Source organism: Amycolatopsis sp. SID8362, assembly GCF_010550475.1.
GTDB classification, from domain to species: domain Bacteria; phylum Actinomycetota; class Actinomycetes; order Mycobacteriales; family Pseudonocardiaceae; genus Amycolatopsis; species Amycolatopsis eburnea.
In genome coordinates this window covers 1-16,146 of the sequence record NZ_JAAGNB010000005.1, presented here as the reverse complement: position 1 = coordinate 16,146, position 16,146 = coordinate 1, and the positions used below count along the sequence as shown (strand labels likewise).

14 protein-coding genes are annotated in these 16,146 nt (G+C 71.7%); 2 read left to right on the top strand and 12 right to left on the bottom strand.

Going from position 1 to position 16,146, the window contains the following annotated elements; translation table 11 throughout:
• Nucleotides 1-1,125, top strand: a 1,125-nt coding sequence (locus G3I65_RS00755; protein WP_239070116.1) for a thiamine pyrophosphate-dependent enzyme, incomplete at its 5' end; no start/stop codon positions are given.
• Here the strand turns inward: G3I65_RS00755 and G3I65_RS00750 are convergent.
• Nucleotides 1,091-2,485: a cytochrome P450 gene (locus G3I65_RS00750; protein ID WP_160693780.1), complete on the bottom strand. Its 1,395-nt coding sequence runs from the start codon at nucleotides 2,483-2,485 to the stop codon at nucleotides 1,091-1,093. The two genes, G3I65_RS00755 and G3I65_RS00750, sit on opposite strands and share 35 nt — an antisense overlap.
• Nucleotides 2,486-2,563: 78 nt before the next feature.
• Between G3I65_RS00750 and G3I65_RS00745 the strand changes: the two genes are divergently transcribed.
• Nucleotides 2,564-3,136, top strand: coding sequence for a TetR/AcrR family transcriptional regulator (locus tag G3I65_RS00745; RefSeq protein ID WP_125306508.1), 573 nt, complete (start codon nucleotides 2,564-2,566; stop codon nucleotides 3,134-3,136).
• On the opposite strand, the gene G3I65_RS00740 is transcribed toward G3I65_RS00745, so the two are convergent.
• The 11 genes from G3I65_RS00740 to G3I65_RS00690 all read right to left on the bottom strand — a co-directional run.
• Nucleotides 3,126-4,070, bottom strand: coding sequence for a PD40 domain-containing protein (locus G3I65_RS00740; RefSeq protein ID WP_160693778.1), 945 nt, complete (start codon nucleotides 4,068-4,070; stop codon nucleotides 3,126-3,128). The two genes, G3I65_RS00745 and G3I65_RS00740, sit on opposite strands and share 11 nt — an antisense overlap.
• A complete protein-coding gene (locus tag G3I65_RS00735; RefSeq protein ID WP_160693776.1) occupies nucleotides 4,067-5,299 on the bottom strand; it encodes an MFS transporter in 1,233 nt (410 codons plus the stop codon). The genes G3I65_RS00740 and G3I65_RS00735 overlap by 4 nt, the downstream gene beginning before the upstream one ends.
• An 11-nt stretch (nucleotides 5,300-5,310) precedes the next feature.
• Nucleotides 5,311-6,867: a discoidin domain-containing protein gene (locus tag G3I65_RS00730; protein WP_160693784.1), complete on the bottom strand. Its 1,557-nt coding sequence runs from the start codon at nucleotides 6,865-6,867 to the stop codon at nucleotides 5,311-5,313.
• 414 nt (nucleotides 6,868-7,281) lie between these two features.
• Nucleotides 7,282-8,343 (bottom strand): NAD(P)-binding domain-containing protein, encoded by a 1,062-nt coding sequence (locus G3I65_RS00725; RefSeq protein WP_160693774.1) that lies wholly within the window; start codon nucleotides 8,341-8,343, stop codon nucleotides 7,282-7,284.
• A 44-nt stretch (nucleotides 8,344-8,387) separates the two neighbouring features.
• Nucleotides 8,388-9,605: a diguanylate cyclase gene (locus G3I65_RS00720; protein ID WP_160693782.1), complete on the bottom strand. Its 1,218-nt coding sequence runs from the start codon at nucleotides 9,603-9,605 to the stop codon at nucleotides 8,388-8,390.
• Between the two features lie 283 nt (nucleotides 9,606-9,888).
• The gene (locus tag G3I65_RS00715) at nucleotides 9,889-10,599 is read right to left on the bottom strand and encodes an SRPBCC family protein (RefSeq protein WP_160693772.1); all 711 of its coding nucleotides are present in this window, start codon (nucleotides 10,597-10,599) and stop codon (nucleotides 9,889-9,891) included.
• An 89-nt stretch (nucleotides 10,600-10,688) separates the two neighbouring features.
• Nucleotides 10,689-11,543, bottom strand: a complete 855-nt coding sequence (locus G3I65_RS00710; RefSeq protein WP_160693770.1) for a xanthine dehydrogenase family protein subunit M — start codon at nucleotides 11,541-11,543, stop codon at nucleotides 10,689-10,691.
• Nucleotides 11,540-13,981 (bottom strand): xanthine dehydrogenase family protein molybdopterin-binding subunit, encoded by a 2,442-nt coding sequence (locus G3I65_RS00705; protein ID WP_160693768.1) that lies wholly within the window; start codon nucleotides 13,979-13,981, stop codon nucleotides 11,540-11,542. The genes G3I65_RS00710 and G3I65_RS00705 overlap by 4 nt, the downstream gene beginning before the upstream one ends.
• Nucleotides 13,981-14,505: a (2Fe-2S)-binding protein gene (locus G3I65_RS00700; RefSeq protein WP_086865549.1), complete on the bottom strand. Its 525-nt coding sequence runs from the start codon at nucleotides 14,503-14,505 to the stop codon at nucleotides 13,981-13,983. The genes G3I65_RS00705 and G3I65_RS00700 overlap by 1 nt, the downstream gene beginning before the upstream one ends.
• 204 nt (nucleotides 14,506-14,709) lie before the next feature.
• Entirely contained in the window at nucleotides 14,710-15,822 is a 1,113-nt protein-coding gene (locus G3I65_RS00695) for an XdhC/CoxI family protein (protein WP_160693766.1), read from the bottom strand.
• Nucleotides 15,815-16,146: VWA domain-containing protein (locus G3I65_RS00690; protein WP_160693764.1), on the bottom strand; the 332-nt coding region annotated here is incomplete at its 5' end. The genes G3I65_RS00695 and G3I65_RS00690, both read right to left, overlap by 8 nt.

The window sequence follows — 16,146 nt, the reverse complement described above, 5'->3', positions numbered from 1 at the left end:
GTCCGGTACTCGGGCGCCGCGCGCCGGGCGCTGGACTTCGCCGAGCGGCACGGGATCCCGGTCGTGGAGACCACGGCGGGCCGCACGCTCGTCCCGCACGACCACCCGCTGCACGCGGGACCGCTCGGCATCACGGGCTCGTCGTCGGCGAACGTCCTCGCGGCCGCCGCGGACGTGGTGCTGGCCGTGGGCACGCGGCTGCAGGACTTCACGACGGCGTCGTGGACGGTGTTCTCCCCCGACGTCCGCCTGGTGTCGCTCAACGCGGCCCGCTTCGACGCGGTGAAGCACGGCGCCCTGGCCGTGACCGGCGACGCCGACGCGGGCCTGGCGGACCTGGCCGCCCAGCTCGAAAGCTGGCGCGTGGACCCGTCGTGGACCGCGCGGGCCGAGAGCGAACGCGCGGTCTGGGACGCGCACGTCGGCAAGCTGCGGTCGGCGGGCTCGGAAGTCCCGTCGTACGCCCAGGTCGTCGGCGTGGTGAACGACCTCTCGGCCGGCGACGACTACGTCATGACGGCGTCGGGCGGGCTGCCGGGCGAGCTGATCGGCGGCTGGCGCGGGTCCGGGTCGGTGTCGATGGACGTCGAGTACGGGTTCTCGTGCATGGGCTACGAGCTGGCGGGGGCGTGGGGCGCGGCGATCGCGTGGCCCGGCCTGGTGACGACGCTCCTCGGCGACGGCTCGTACCTGATGCTGAACTCGGAACTGTTCTCCGCGGCGTTCGCCGGGCACCCGTTCGTCGCGGTCGTCTGCGACAACGACGGTTACGCGGTGATCGCGCGGCTCCAGGAGGGCCAGGGCGGGAAGCCGTTCAACAACTTCTACGCCGACTGCACGACTTCGCACGCTTCCCCACCGCGGGTGGACTTCGCGCGGCACGCGGAATCGCTGGGCTGCCTGGTGTTCGAGGCGTCCACAGTGGACTCCTTGCGGACGGCTTACGCGGCTGCCCGGGAGGCGTCGGTGGCCGAGCGGCGACCGGCCGTGGTCGCGGTGAAGACGCAGCCGTCGACGTGGACGGAAGCCGGGGCCTGGTGGGAGGTCGGCGTGCCCGAGCACCTCGCGGGCCGGGAGGAGTACGAGCGGGTCAAGCCGGCGCAGGTGCGCTATCTGAAATCCTGAGCCGGACCCGGGGGCGCAGGGTGAAGCCACTCGGCTTCAGCGTCAGCGACTCGACGATCTTCAGCTCGTAGGCGGGGTCGATGTCGAAGTCGTAGCGCTGCAGCACCACTCCCAGCGCCAGCACGGCTTCGTGCAGCGCGAACTGGCGGCCGATGCAGGCGCGCTCGCCCGTCCCGAACGGCTTGTACGCCTGCGCCGGCCGCTTCCGCACCGCCGCGGGCTCGAAGCGGTCCGGGTCGAACGCCTCCGGGTCGTCGCCCCAGGCCGCCGGGTCGCAGTGCACCAGCGGGAGCGGGACGACCACCCAGTCGCCCTTGCGCATCCGGTACTTCCCGCCGAGCACGACGTCTTCGCGCGCTTCGCGGGAGTAGCCGGGCGCGGTCGGCCAGAGCCGCATCGCCTCGTCCAGCACGCGGCGGACGTACCGCAGCTTCGCGACGTCGGCGAACGCGGGCTCGCGGTCGCCCCACACCGCGTCGACCTCGGCGCGGGCCTTCGCCAGCAGCTCGGGGTGGCGGGTCAGGTAGTACAGCGCGAACGACAGCGCGCCGGACGTCGTTTCGTGGCCGGCCACGACGAACGTGATCGCCTGGTTGCGGATGTTCACCGGGTCCAGGCGCTCCCCCGTCATCGGGTGACCCTCGGTGAGCATCAGGCCCAGCAGGTCGCGGCTCTCCTCGCCGCTGCCCCGCCGCTCGGCGATGACCTCGTCGACCAAGTCCGTCATCACCGCGATGTCCGCGCGGTTCTGCTCCGGCGTCCCGGCGAACGCGCGCCGGACGAACGGCAGCTTGACGTTCTGCAGCTGCGCGTACCGCAGCGCGCGGATCATCGCCGTGACGAACGGGTGCGGTTCGGGGCGCTCGAACGAGCCGAACCGGTAGCCGAAGCCGGCCCGGCCGATGGTCTCGAGGGTCAGCCGGGTCATGTCGGCGGAGACGTCGACCGGCCCGCTCGCCGCGTCCCAAGCCGCGACGAGTTCGCGGGCGACGTCGAGCATGATCGGGTGGTAGCGGCGCATCGCCTCGGCGGAGAACGCCGGCTGCAGGATGTCGTGCGCCAGCCGCCAGTTCGGCTCGTGGGTGTGCGCGGTGAAGAGGCCGTCGCCGCCGAGGGCGCGCAGGTTCTCCACGCCCATGCCGACGTGCTTGCCGAACTTCGTCTCGTCGTTCAGCTCGGTGACCAGGTCGACGCCGCCGACGAGGACGAGCTCGAAGCCGAACACCTTGCGCGTGAAGATCGGGCCGAGCCGCTTGCCGATGCGCACGGTGTCCTGCAACGGCGTGCGCGGGTTCGCCCCGATCAGGTCGCCGATCACCGGCAGGCGGCCCGGCCGGTGCGGAATCCCGCTGGTGTCCACGGCAGCTCCTTGTTGAACCCGGATCCAATAAGCTCACGATCCCCCGCTACTGAACCCGTGTCAAGTAAGCTCGGGAGCATGCGGACCAGGCTGAGCACCCAGGAGCGGCGGGAGCAGCTGCTGACCATCGGCGCCGGGCTGTTCGCGTCGCGGCCGTACGACGAGGTGTGGATCGAAGAGGTCGCGGAGATCGCGCAGGTCTCGCGCGGCCTGCTGTACCACTACTTCCCGACGAAGAAGGAGTTCTTCCTCGAAATCGTCCGGAGCCAGCGCGACCAGCTGCTCGAGATGAGCGAGCCCGACCCGGCGCTGCCCGTCGCGGAGCAGCTGCGGGCCGGGCTCGACGTGTACCTCGAGTTCGCGCGCACGCACCCCGACGGCTACCGCGTCGTGCACCGCGCCGCCGCGGGCGCCGACCGCGAGGTCCTGCGGATCCGCGAGGCCGGGATGGCCGCGAACGCCGAGCGCATCCTGACCGCGCTCGGCGCGCTGACCACCGTCACCGAGACGACCCGGGTGGCCGTCCGCGGCTGGCTGGCGTTCGTCGCCACCGTCATCCTCGACTGGCTCGACCAGCCGAAGATCACCCAGGCCGAGCTGCGCGACCTCTGCGTCCGCACGCTGTTCTCGGCGGTGGACGTCACCCCGTGACGGCGGGCGAAGCAGCACCGCCGACCAGCTGACGCGGCGCGCCGGAGCCGTCCGCCGGCACCGCCCAGACCGCGTTTTCGAGGCCGTAGAGCACGGTGTGGTCGTCCTGCCAGAGCGCCTGGTCGTCGACGCTGCGGGTTTCCGCCAGCTCGGTTTCCGCCAGGCTCGCGAGGTCGAGCACCGAAAGCCGCCAGACTCCCTCGCCGACCTTCTTCTTGAACGCCACCCGCTTGCCGTCCGGCGACAGCGACGGGCATTCGACGTTCTCCCGCAGCGCCTTCCCCCGGTAGCGCCCGTAGTCGGCTTCGACGAGGTACGTCGTGCCCTTGCTGCCGAGCGTGGCGTAGAAGCGGTTGCCGTCGGGGGCGAACGTGATGCCCCAGTAGTTGACGTCAGCCGCGAAGTAGCGCTTGCCGCCGACGAAGACGGGCAGCTCCTCGATCGTCTTGACCAGCCGCCCGGTGTCCACTTCGTACAGTCCCGCGCGGGTGGAGAACCCGGTCTGCGCGTAGGAGTCGCCGGTGACGAACAACGTCCAGTAGACGCGCTTGCCGTCCGGCGAGACGCGCGCGCGGCTCGGGGTGCCGGGCAGGGTTTCGGTGTGGCGGACGCCGAGCCTGCCGTCGAGGACGAGGACGTCGGTGACCGCCGGGAGCGTCCCCGGCTGGACGACCAGGCACACCGCCGTCTGCCCGGCAACCGCGAACCGGTCGCACTTCAGGCCGCTGAGCTGCGGTTTCGCGCCCGGGTCGGCGAGCGGGACGGCACCGACGCGGCCGCTGGCGGTGTCGCGGAAGAACAACTGCCCGGGCGCGAGGGTGAGCTGCGCGGCCGGGCCGGCTTCGGCGGTGTCGTGCCGCGAGGCGACCGTGTACGCGACGGCCGCGGCGACCAGCAGCGCGGTCCCGGCGAGGGCGAGGACGAGTTTCTTCACGGGCGCACCGGTTTCACGAGGGCGGCGGCGAGGGCGACGGCGGCCAGGCAGGCCGCGGCGACGAGCACCGCGGGCCGCAGGTCCCACAGCGTCCACGCCAGTCCGAAGAGGACGGACGAGAGCATCCGGGCGACGGCCTGCCCGGTCTGCACCACGGCCATCCCGGTGGCCCGCAGGTCACGCGGGATGAGCGGCCCGGCGGCGGCCATCAGGACGCCGTCGGTGGCCGCGTAGAACACGCCGTGCAGGCCGAGCGCGATGATCCCGAGCCAGAGCCCGGCCTGCGGGCCGCAGAGCAGGACGAGGGCCAGGCACAGCGCGGCGTGCCCGCCGAGGAAGACGGGCCAGCGCCCGACGCGGTCGGCGAGCTTGCCGAGCGGCACGGCCAGCACGAGGTAGACGCCGGCGGTGCCGAGCGGCAGCAGCGGGAACCACGTCGCCGCGATCTCCCACCGCCGTTGCAGCACGAGGTAGACGAACGAATCCCCGACCGTCACCAGGCCCAGCAGCGCGGCCCAGAGCGCGACGCGCCGGAAGTCCTGCTGCCGCAGCAGGCCGAGCGCGGCCCGCATCGAGACGGCCGCCTTGTCGACCGCGCCGGGCCGGTCGTGGACGAACAAGGCGAGCAGCAGCACCGCGATGGCGGCGACGCAGAAACTGGTGAAGAAGACGCTCGTGTAGCTGCCGAGGCTCACCGCCAGCACGGCCATGGCCACGAGCGGGCCGAGGAACGCGCCGACGGTGTCCATCGCCCGGTGCACCCCGAACGACCGGCCGAGCGTGTCCGGCTCGCTGGACAGCGAGATCAGCGCGTCCCGCGGGCCGGTGCGCAGCCCCTTGCCGGTGCGGTCGGCGGCGAGGACGACGCCGATCGCCGCGACCGACGAGCCGGCCGCGACCAGCCCGAGCTTGCACACCGCGGACAAGCCGTACCCGAACCCGGCGACCGCCTTGAGCCGCCGCCACCGGTCGGCGAGGTGCCCGCCGAGCACCCGCACGACCGCGGTGGCGCCCGCGTAGAGCCCGTCGAGCAGCCCGAACTGCAGCGGGTTCAGGCCGAGGCCGAGCACCAGGTAGAGCGGGAGGACGGCGGTCACCATCTCCGAGGAGACGTCGGTGACCAGGCTGACCGCGCCGAGGGCGACGACGTTCGCCGACACCCGCTTCAGCGCGGGTTTCCGGTCGGTGCCCGCCGCCAGGTCCGAGGTCCGGCTTGCCGCGATGTACATGCTCGTCCCCCCTAGTGGCAGGTGTAGGTCGGGCTGCTGTCCAGGACCTTGCCGTCGACGCCGATGAGCTGCGACTGGAAGCTGGTGTCGGTCATGGACAGCTTCAGCACGCCGTAGGTCTTGAGCAGCTTGGCGGTCGTGGGGTGCGGCGAGCTCAGGTTGTAGAGGCTCGCGCCGCCGGAGCCGCCGACGATCTCGACGGGGCCGCTAGCGTCGGCCTTGCCGTCGGCGTTCTGCGGAACGAACCGCTCGTAGTCGTGGTCGTGGCCGTTGAGGACGAGGTCGACCTTGCTGGCCGCCATGAGGTTCCACAGCTCGATGCTGTCGGGGTTGTCGCCGTGGTCGCCGGAGCTCCACCGCGGGTGGTGCCAGTAGGCGGCGACGCAGCCCTTCTTGTTGTTGGCGAGGTCCTGCTTCAGCCACGCCATCTGCTCGTCCGGGCCGAACTCGTGGGTGGCGAAGTCGTTGGAGTCGAGGGCGATGAAGTGCCAGTTGCCCATTTCCCAGCTGTAGTAGCGCTGGCCGTTGGGCTTCGCGATGGCGCCGAAGTAGTCGTCGTAACCCTTGTACGGCGTGTCGTCGTAGGTCTCGTGGTTGCCGGGGATCGGGTGGGTCTTGCTCTTGAACTTGCCCCAGGTCGTGTCGTAGTAGGACTTGAAGTCCGACAGGTGGGCGTCGTCGTACTGGTTGTCGCCCATGGTGATCACGGCCGCGGGGTTCATGGTTTCCACGAGCTTCGCGGTCTTGACGTGGGCACAGCTCGAACTGCTGGCGGTACACCGCTCGGCGATGTCACCGGCCGCGGCGAGGACGAACCCGGGGCTCCCGGCGGCGGTCTTGACGGTGATCGGCGTGCTGGCCGCCGAGACGTTGCCCGCGTTGTCGCGCGCGCGGACGGCGTAGGTGTAGCTGGTGTCCGGTGTGAGCCCGGTGTCGGTGTAGGACGTCGTCGCGCTGGTGGCGACGGCGGTGCCGTTGCGCAGGATGTCGTACCCGGCGACGCCGGTGTTGTCGGTGGCGGCGCTCCAGGTGAGCGGGACGCTCGTGGCGGTCGCGGCCCCGGCGGTCAGCCCGGCCGGGACGGTCGGCGGCTGGGTGTCGCCGGAGGAGTCGGTACTGCCGAAGACCTGCATCTCCCAGAAGGAGTAGCCGTAGCTGGTGCCGCGGGTGAGACCGACGAAGCGCACGAACCGGCCGTGCGCCGACAGCCCGGTCAGGTCGTCGAGCTTGCCGTCCCCGGTGTCGACGCTGGCGGCGGTGGTGAACGTCGAGCCGTCGTCGGAGACCTCGATCCGGTACTTCTTGGCGTACGCGGCTTCCCAGTTGAGCAGGACGCGGTGGATGGTGGCGGGCTGGCCGAGGTCGATCCGCAGCCACTGCGGGTCGGACCCTTCGGCGCTGGCCCACCGCGTGGTGGTGCTGCCGTCGACGGCTTTCGCCCCGGTGTAGGAGGAGCCTTCGATGGTGGAGGTGGCCACGGGCTTGCCCTGCGAGAGCAGCACATCGGCGGCCTCGGCACTGGCGGCCGCGGTGATCGCGGAGGGCAGCAGGACCACGGCGGCGAGCACCGGGGCGAGCCGGGCGAGGGGGCGTAATCGGGTGGACGGCACGTCGCACTCCTTAAGGGCCTTGGCGGTGGCTTGACGGGGCTGCGGCGTCGGGACAAACAGTTAGGAAAGTTTCCTAACTAAGCGGACTTTAACGAGGAGGGGGATCGGCTGACAAGACTTGTCTTGTCGTTGAATCGGTCAAGAGGGTGAGTTTTTCACGGTTTCCGCTGATCAGCGGATGTGTCGCTGACCGGGATACTGCCCCGTGCGCCGGGATGCGGCCAAGAACGGCTCCGGCAGAGTCGCGCCGGGGGGCCGCCGAGCGAGCCACCGCGACTGGTGCCGAGCCCCGGCCAGGCACGTGGTGAACGACCCTTTCACCTCGTCCGGCGAGATGAACGACCCTTTCATGACGTGCGGGGCCGCCCCAGCTCAGCGCTGCAGCAGTTTCCGGATCTCCGCCACCGCGGCCCGGCCAGCCCGGTTGGCCCCGACCGTGCTCGCCGACGGCCCGTACCCCACCAGGTGCAGCCGCGGCTCGAGCGCCACCCGCGTGCCGTCGACGCGGATGCCGCCGCCCGGCTCGCGGATGTGCAGCGGGGCGAGGTGGTCGATCGCCGCGCGGAAGCCGGTGGCCCAGAGGATCACGTCGGCGTCGAAGCGGGTGCCGTCCGCCCACTCGACGCCGGACGGCACGATCCGGGCGAACATCGGCCGCCGGTCCAGGATCCCGGCCGCGCGGGCGGCGCGCACCTCCGGCGTCACCGCCAGATCGGTCACGCTCACCACGCTCTCGGGCGGCAGCCCGGCCCGCACCCGCTCGTCGACCTTCGCCACGGCCGTGCGTCCCCAGTTCTCGCTGAACGGCTCGTCCCGCCAGACCGGCGGGCGGCGCGTCACCCAGGCCGTCGCGCGGGCGAGCGGCGCGAACTCCATCAGCAGCTGCACGGCCGACGCCCCGCCGCCGACGACGACCACGCGCGCGCCGCGGAAGTCTTCGGGTCCGAGGTAGTCCGCGGTGTGCACCTGGCGGCCGGCGAAGGTCTCCTGGCCCGGGTAGTGCGGCCAGAACGGGCGGTCCCAGGTGCCGGTCGCGCTGATCACCGCCCGCGCGGCCCAGGATTCCGCCGGGCTCGAAACCACGAGCCGCTCCCCCGCCCGCGTCACCGACCGGACGTCGACGGGCCGCAGCACCGGGAGGTCGTACACGCTCTCGAAGCGCGCGAAGTATTCGGAAACGACTTCGGAGGCGGGCCGCGTGACGTCCGGGGTGCCGAAGGCCATGCCGGGCAGGTCGTGGATGCCGTGCACCTTGCCGAGCACCAGCGACGGCCAGCGGTACTGCCACGCGCCCCCGGCGCGCTTACCGTGGTCCAGCACGACGAAGCCGGTCCGGTTGGCGAACCCGGCGCGCCGCAGGTGGTACGCCGCGGACAGGCCCGCCTGGCCCGCCCCGATCACCACCACGTCCGTCTCGTGATCCGCGCCGCTCATACCGGGTTCAACGGCCTGCCGGAGCGGCTATTTCGCGCCGTTCGTCACACGGCGACGCGGTTGCGGCCGGCTTCCTTCGCCCGGTACAGCGCCGCGTCGGCCGAGCGCAGCACGTCGTCGAGCGACATGCCGGTGCCGGGGTGGCGCGCGACCCCGATCGACACCGACAGGCCGCTCACCCGGACCGTCCCGCTCCCGGTCGAGATGACCACGGTCAGCTCGCCCACCGCCACCCGCACCCGCTCGGCGATGGCGAGCACGTCGGCGTGGCCGGTGCCCGGCAGCAGCACCACGAACTCCTCGCCGCCGAACCGCCCGACCGTGTCGCCCTGGCGCACCGAGCCGGAGATCGCCACCGCGACGGCGGCCAGGACGTCGTCGCCGGTGAGGTGGCCGTAGGTGTCGTTGATCTTCTTGAAGTGGTCGAGGTCGATCATCAGCACCGCGAAGCCGTCGCCGCGGCGCAGCGCGCGGGCGTATTCCCGGACCGCGGAGTCGTGCCAGCCCGCGGTGTTGAGCAGGCCCGTCTTCTCGTCGGTGACGGCGGCGACCTGCAGCTGCTGCTTCAACAGCAGGTACCGGTGCAGCAACAGCAGCGGCGCGACCACGAACACCACCAGCACCGGCTGCTCGACCAGCGCCAGCGCGGCCAGCCCGCCGAGGCAGAGGGTCGCCAGCTCGAAGGCGTTGTCCTCCCAGGTGCCGATCAGGTCGGCCGCCGAGCGCTGGCTCGTGTAGAGGTAGATGCCGGTGGCCACGAGACCGATGTTCACCAGCTCGAACACCACGGCCGCGAGGCAGAGCGCGAACAGCCCGCGCGGTGTCTGCAACGGCGTCCCGTGCAACCCCAGCACGGCGAGCACGGACGAAGCCGCGAAGCACGAGAGCATCGCCCACGCCGTGCTCGCGACGAAGCGGTGCGCGGGCCGCGTGCGCACCTGGCGCCACACGCGCACCCACAGGTGGGCGTAGAGCACGAGGGCGAGCAGCGCCACCCAGGCCGGCGGCAGCAGGACGACGCCGGCGAGGTACCAGACCGAGGTGACGTTGATGTGCGTCTGGCCGCTCATCCACCGCCGCAGCCGTTCGATGCGGCGCGACATCTCGGCCTGCGCCACCCCGAGCCCGACCAGCACCGCGAACCAGACCGGCCGCACCGGCTCGCCGAACCCGGTGCCCAGCGCCACCGCCGTCGCGCCGACGGCGAGCAGCTCACAGCCGAGGGCGTACGCGATCCACCGGGCTTTCGCCCCGGCCCACATCTCCCACCGCGCGGGCCACCCGGGCCAGTCGGAAAGCGCTTCCCGGCGCACGGCGGCCTGGGCTCTCAAGAGCCGAGGCCACGGGTGTGACGAACCGGCATCGTGACGTACCCCTTGCGCGAAGTTCGGCCGACCAGGTAGCCCAGCGTAGCCGTTCGGACGAGCCACGTCGCCGGTCCGGACGAATTGCCGGCGCCGGTTTGCCCGAACACCCGCGCACAGTAGATCAACCGGACACGCCGAAGGGGACCTTCCGCTCCAGAAGGTCCCCTTCAGACCACGCCTACTTCCGCAGCGCGCGGACGATCGCGACCAGGCCGGCCACCACGGCGACGCCGATCAGCACCGGCGCCAGCCGCTTCAGCACCGACTGCCCGGCGTAGTCGAGCAGGTCGATCGCTTCGGTTTCCGGAGCCGCCGGGACGCTGCGCAGCGGCGGGCGGTCCGACGGCGGTGCCGAGGGCCGGGGTTCGGTGTTGATCTCCGCGGTCGTCGGCGCGGGCTTGACCGCCGGCTCGGGCGCGGGCTCCGGGGCCGGCGCGACGGCCGGTTCCGGGGCGAGCTTGCCCGACAGGCACCCGGCGAACGTGTCCAGGATCTTGCCGCCCACCTCGCTGATCAGGCCCCGCCCGAACTGCGCCGGCTTGCCGGTGATCGCCAGGTCGGTCGCCACCGCGCCGTGGGTGCCGCCGTCGCTCTCGGTCAACGTCAAGGTCACCGTCGCGGACGCCGTGCCGGCACCTCGCGAGTCCTTGCCCGACGCCTTGATCGTGACCTTGTGCGCGGCCTCGTCCTTCTCGAGGAACTCGCCGTTGCCCTTGTACAGCAGCGAAATCGGCCCGAGCTTGACCTTCACCGTGCCGCTGAAAGCGTCCCCCTCGACCTTGGTCAGCGTGGCTCCCGGCATGCACGGGGCGACGCGCTCGGGGTCGACGACCGCCTGCCAGACCTCGCCGATCGGGGCCGGGACGGTGAATTCGTGGTCGAGCCGCACGGGCCGACCTCCTCTCTGCCAGACCTGGGGTGTCCGGTGCCCACCCTAGCCGCCGCGCGGGCGGCGGCCGGGTGGGCGATCCGGTGTCGTCAGGCCCCGGCCGCCGCCGCGATGGCACGGCCCGTGAGCACCTTCGCCAGGTGGCGGCGGTATTCGACGTCGGCGTTGCCGTCGACCGGCGGGTTCGTGCCCTCGGCCGCGTGCTCCGCCGCCGCGCGGATCGAGTCCGCCGCGGCCTGGACGCCGACCAGCGCCGCTTCGACGCCCGAAGCGCGGACCGGCGTGGAGCCCATGTTCGTCAGCGCGACCCTGGCCTCCTCGATGACCCCCGCTTCGGTGCGGACGGTGACCGCGACCGCGACCATCGACCACGCCTGGGCGACCCGGTTGAACTTCTCGTAGTGCGCCCGCCACCCGGTGTGCTTGGGTACGCGGACCTCCACGAGCAGCTCGTCCGGCCCGAGCGCCGTGGTGAACAGGTCCTGGAAGAACTCCGCGGCCGGCACCGTCCGGCGGCCCGAAGGCCCGGCCACCACCAGCGACGCTTCCAGCGCGAGCACCGGCGCCAGCAGGTCGCCCGCCGGGTCGGCGTGGGCGATCGCGCCGCCGAACGTGCCGCGGTGGCGGATCTGCGGGTCGGCGACCGTGTCGGTCGCGGCCTTGAGCAACGCCGCGTGCTCGGCGACCAGCGGGTCGCGCTGGACGTCGTAGTGCGTCGTCATCGAGCCGATCACCAGCGCGTCGCCGTCCTCGCGCACGCCGCGCAGCTCCGCGACGCGCCCGAGGTCGACCAGCGTCGTCGGCGCGGCGAGGCGCATCCGCAGCACCGGCAGCAGGCTCTGCCCGCCGGCCAGCACCTTGGCGTCCTCGCCCGCCGCCGCCAGCGCCTGCACCGCTTCGTCCACTGTGGACGGGCGGGCGTACTCGAAGGGAGCCGGGATCACTGCGCACCTCCGGAGGCGTCGATCGAACCGAGTCCGCCACCGGCTTCGTCGCGGCCGGGGCCGCCCGCGTCGGTGGTGCCGTGCTGCACCGCGTGCCAGACCCGCATCGGGGTCAGCGGCATCTCGATGTCGTTCACGCCGAAGTGGCGCACGGCGTCGATCACCGCGTTGACCACCGCCGGGGTCGAGGCGATGGTGCCCGCCTCGCCGACGCCCTTGGCGCCGAGCGGGTTGGTCGTCGACGGCGTTTCCGTGCGGTCGGTGGTGAACGAGGGCAGGTCGGCCGCCGACGGCAGCAGGTAGTCGGCGAACGTGCCGGTGGTGAGCGTGCCGCTCTCGTCGTGCTCGGTGCCCTCGAACAGCGCCTGCGCGATGCCCTGCGCGAGCCCGCCGTGCACCTGGCCCTCGACGATCAGCGGGTTCACCGCGACGCCGACGTCGTCGACGCAGACGTAGGACCGCAGCTTGATCCGGCCCGTTTCGGTGTCCACCTCGGCGGCGCACAGGTGCGTGCCGTGCGGGTAGGAGAAGTTCTCCGGGTCGAACGTGGCGTCCGAGTCGAGCGACGGCTCGACCCCGTCGGGCAGGTTGTGCGCCGCGAACACCGCGAGCGCGATGTCGGCGATGCCGGTCGAGGAGTCCGTGCCCTTGACGGTGAACTTGCCGTTCGCGAACTCGAGGTCGTCCTCGGCGCATTCGAGCAGGTGCGCCGCGATCGGCTTGGCCTTCGCGACCACCTTCTCGGCCGCCTTGACGATGGCGATCCCGCCCACGACCAGCGACCGCGAGCCGTAGGTGTCCATGCCCTTGTGCGAGGACTGGGTGTCACCGTGGATGATCTCGACGTCCTCGAACGCGACGCCCAGCTGGTCGGCGACGATCTGGCTCCACGCCGTCTCGTGGCCCTGGCCGTGCGCGGAGGCGCCCGTGATGACCTCGACCTTGCCGGTCGGGAGCATCCGGATCGCCGCGTGCTCCCAGCCGCCGGCACCGTAGTCGAGCGAGCCGAGCACCCGCGACGGCGCGAGCCCGCACATCTCGGTGAACGTCGAGATGCCGATGCCGAGCTGGACCTTGTCGCCCGCCTTGCGGCGCTTCTCCTGCTCGGCGCGCAGGCCGTCGTAGTCGAAGAGCTGCTTGGCCTTCTCGGTGGCGGCCTCGTAGTTGCCGGAGTCGTAGGTCAGCCCGCACACCGTGGTGAACGGGAACTCCTCGTGCTTGATCCAGTTCTTTTCGCGCAGCTCCAGGGGGTCCACGCCGAGCTCGACGGCGAGCTCGTCCATGATCCGCTCGATCGCGAACGTCGCCTCCGGCCGTCCGGCGCCGCGGTAGGCGTCGGTCAGCGTCGTCGTCGTGTACACGTTGGTGCACGCGAAGTGGTACGCCGGGATCTTGTAGATCGCGTTGAACATGAACGCGCCGAGGATCGGCACGCCGGTGCCGACCAGGCCGTTGTACGCGCCGAGGTTGGCGAGCAGCTCGACCTTGAGGCCGGTGACCTGGCCGTCGCGGGTGGCCGAGATGGTGATGTCCTGGATCTGGTCGCGGCCGTGGTGCGCGGCGAGCATCGTCTCCGACCGCGATTCGTTCCACTTGACCGGCTTGCCGAGCTTCTGCGCGACCAGCAGCGACATCATCTCTTCGGGCAGGACGCCGATCTTGCCGCCGAAGCCGCCGCCGACGTCCGGGGCGACCACGCGCAGTTTGTGCTCGGGGATGCCGAGCGTCAGCGCCGACATCACGCGCAGGATGTGCGGGATCTGCGTGGCCGACCACATGGTGATCTGGGTGCCGGTCGGGTCGACGACGCAGGCGCGCGGCTCCATGAACGCGGGCACCAGGCGCTGCTGGCGGAAGCGGCGCTTGACGACGACCTCCGCCGAGCTGATCGCCTCCTCGACGTTGCCGCCCGTGCCGGCCTCGGCGGAGTCGAACTTCCAGACGGCGCTGGTGTTGCTCCCCTGGTCCTCGTGCACGAGCGGGGCGCCGTCGGCGATCGCGGCTTCCATGTCGAGGATGACCGGCAGCTCGTCGTACTCGACGTCGATCTCTTCGAGCGCGTCGTGCGCTTCGGCCGACGACCGCGCGACGACGACCGCGACGCCTTCACCGGCGAAGTTGACCTGGTCGGCGGCGAGCACCGGACGGCGCGGCGCCTTCATGTCCGGCGTGATCGGCCACGCGCAGGGCATGCCGATCGAGCTGTCCGGGTCGAGGTCCTTCGCCGTGAACACGGCGACGACGCCGGGGGCGCTCTTCGCCGCCGAGGTGTCGATCGAAACGATCTTGGCGTGCGCGAACGGGCTGCGCAGCACGGCCATGTGCAGCATCCCGGGCAGCGCGATGTTGTCGGTCCAGCGGGTGCGGCCGGTGATCAGCCGCTCGTCCTCCTTGCGGCGGCGGGACTTCCCGACCTCCGGCTCGAGCGTCGCGGTCATCAGTCACCACCCACGCCGACGTGCTTGTTCTCGGTGATGCGTTCCGCTTCGGGCCCCGCGCCGGGACTCATGTTCTGCGCGGCGTCGCGGACCGCGCGGACGATGTTCTGGTAGCCGGTGCAGCGGCACAGGTTGCCTTCGAGGCCTTCGCGGACGGCCTGTTCGTCCGGGTCCGGGTTGTCGGCCAGGAGGTCGATCGACTGCATGATCATGCCGGGCGTGCAGAACCCGCACTGGAGCGCGTGGTTGTCGTGGAAGGCTTTCTGCACCGGGTGCAGCTGCCCGTCGCGGGCCAGGCCTTCGATGGTGGTGACCTCGCAGCCGTCGGCCTGCACGGCCAGCACGGAGCAGGACTTCACGCTGTGCCCGTCCAGGTGGACGGTGCACGCGCCGCAGTTGCTCGTGTCGCAACCGACGACGGTGCCGACCTTCCCGAGTTTTTCGCGTAGGTGGTGCACGAGCAGGGTGCGGGGCTCGACTTCGTCGGTGTACTTCGTCCCGTCGACGGTGACGGTGATGCGCATCAGGCCTCCAAAAGCCGGTTCGGGAACGGCCTGCCCGACCGTGATCGGGCTCACAAACCCCGAGCGTGCTACGCGACCTTGGCGCGGACAAGCCCTGATGTCACACGTTCAACTACTTGTTCCGCAGGTGCGTCTGGAAACCTTGTGCAACTCCGTATGTGCGGAGATCCGGATGGGTGAACTTTTGTGGGCCACCCGGAGTAGTCAGCCGTGGATGCGACCGCTGAGTTCGGCGAGCCGTTTTCCGCCGCCACCCCACCGCAGCGCGATGATCTCCGCGGCGATCGACACGGCCGTTTCCTCCGGCGTGCGCGCGCCGAGGTCGAGGCCGATCGGCGAGGACAGCCGGTCCAGTTCCGCTTCGGTGATCCCGGCTTCGCGAAGGCGGGCGAAGCGGTCGTCGTGGGTCTTGCGGGAGCCCATCGCGCCGACGTAGCCGACGTCCAGGCGCAGCGCGACCTCGAGCAGCGGGACGTCGAACTTGGGGTCGTGGGTCAGCACCGCGATCGCCGTGCGCTGGTCGATCCGCCCCGCTTCGGCCTCCGCCTTCAGGTACCGGTGCGGCCAGTCGACGACGACGTCGTGCGCGTCCGGGAACCGGCTGGTGGTGGCGAACACCGGCCGCGCGTCGCAGACCGTGACCTGGTAACCGAGGTAGGCGCCCATGCGGGCCATCGCGGCGGCGAAGTCGATCGCGCCGAAGACCAGCAGCCGGGGCGGCGGCTCGAAGGAGTTGACGAACACCGCCATGCCCTCGCCGCGGCGCTGGCCGTCCGGGCCGTAGTGCAGGGTGCCGGTGCGGCCGCTGGCCAGCAGGCCGCGCGCGTCGTCGGCCACCGCGTCGTCCATCCGGGACGAGCCGAGCGAGCCCGCCGTCCGGTCCGGCCACACGATCATGTGCTCGCCGACCAGGCCTTCGCGTTCGTGCTCGATGATCGTGACGACCGCGACCGGCTCGCCGCCGCGCACCGACGCGACGACGTCGCCGAGCTCCGGCATCGACTCGCGGTCGACGTGCTCGACGTAGATGTCGATGATCCCGCCGCAGGTCAGGCCGACCGCGAACGCGTCGTCGTCGGTGACGCCGTAGCGCTGCAGCACCGGCTTGCGCTCGGCGACGACCTCCTGCGCGAGCTCGTAGACCGCGCCTTCGACGCAGCCGCCGGACACGCTGCCGGCGACCGTGCCGTCGGGCGCGACGACCATCGCGGCGCCGGGCGCGCGCGGCGCCGACGAGAAGGTGGCGACCACGGTGCCGAGCCCGACGGTCTCGCCCGCGGACCAGCGGCGGAACACGTCGTCCAGTACGTCACGCATCGGCAATCTCCCGGAGCAGTCGTTCCAAGGTGGCCAGGGTGTGCCCGGCCAGCAGCCGGTCGATGTGGGGCAGCGCGGCCACGATGCCCGACTGGACCGGAGCGTACCCCGCCCTCCCGGCGTGGGGATTCACCCAGAATACGGCGTGCGCGAGGCGGCGCAGGTGGGCGAGCTGCTCGCCGAGCAGGCCGGTGTCGCCGCGCTCCCAGCCGTCGGAGAAGACGGTGACCACCGCGCGGCGGGCGACACCGCGGCGGCCCCAGCGGTCGAGGAACGCCTGCAGCGTCTCGCCGAGCCGGGTGCCACCGGCGAAGTCCGGCACCG

What these genes read in the sequence shown, in the direction of transcription:
- G3I65_RS00745 (WP_125306508.1), top strand. Translation starts at nt 2,564, where the DNA reads ATGCGGACCAGGCTGAGCACCCAGGAGCGGCGGGAGCAGCTGCTGACC.
- G3I65_RS00735 (WP_160693776.1), bottom strand. Translation starts at nt 5,299, where the DNA reads ATGTACATCGCGGCAAGCCGGACCTCGGACCTGGCGGCGGGCACCGAC.
- G3I65_RS00725 (WP_160693774.1), bottom strand. Translation starts at nt 8,343, where the DNA reads ATGAGCGGCGCGGATCACGAGACGGACGTGGTGGTGATCGGGGCGGGC.
- G3I65_RS00720 (WP_160693782.1), bottom strand. Translation starts at nt 9,605, where the DNA reads ATGTGGGCCGGGGCGAAAGCCCGGTGGATCGCGTACGCCCTCGGCTGT.
- G3I65_RS00705 (WP_160693768.1), bottom strand. Translation starts at nt 13,981, where the DNA reads ATGACCGCGACGCTCGAGCCGGAGGTCGGGAAGTCCCGCCGCCGCAAG.
- G3I65_RS00700 (WP_086865549.1), bottom strand. Translation starts at nt 14,505, where the DNA reads ATGCGCATCACCGTCACCGTCGACGGGACGAAGTACACCGACGAAGTC.
- G3I65_RS00695 (WP_160693766.1), bottom strand. Translation starts at nt 15,822, where the DNA reads ATGCGTGACGTACTGGACGACGTGTTCCGCCGCTGGTCCGCGGGCGAG.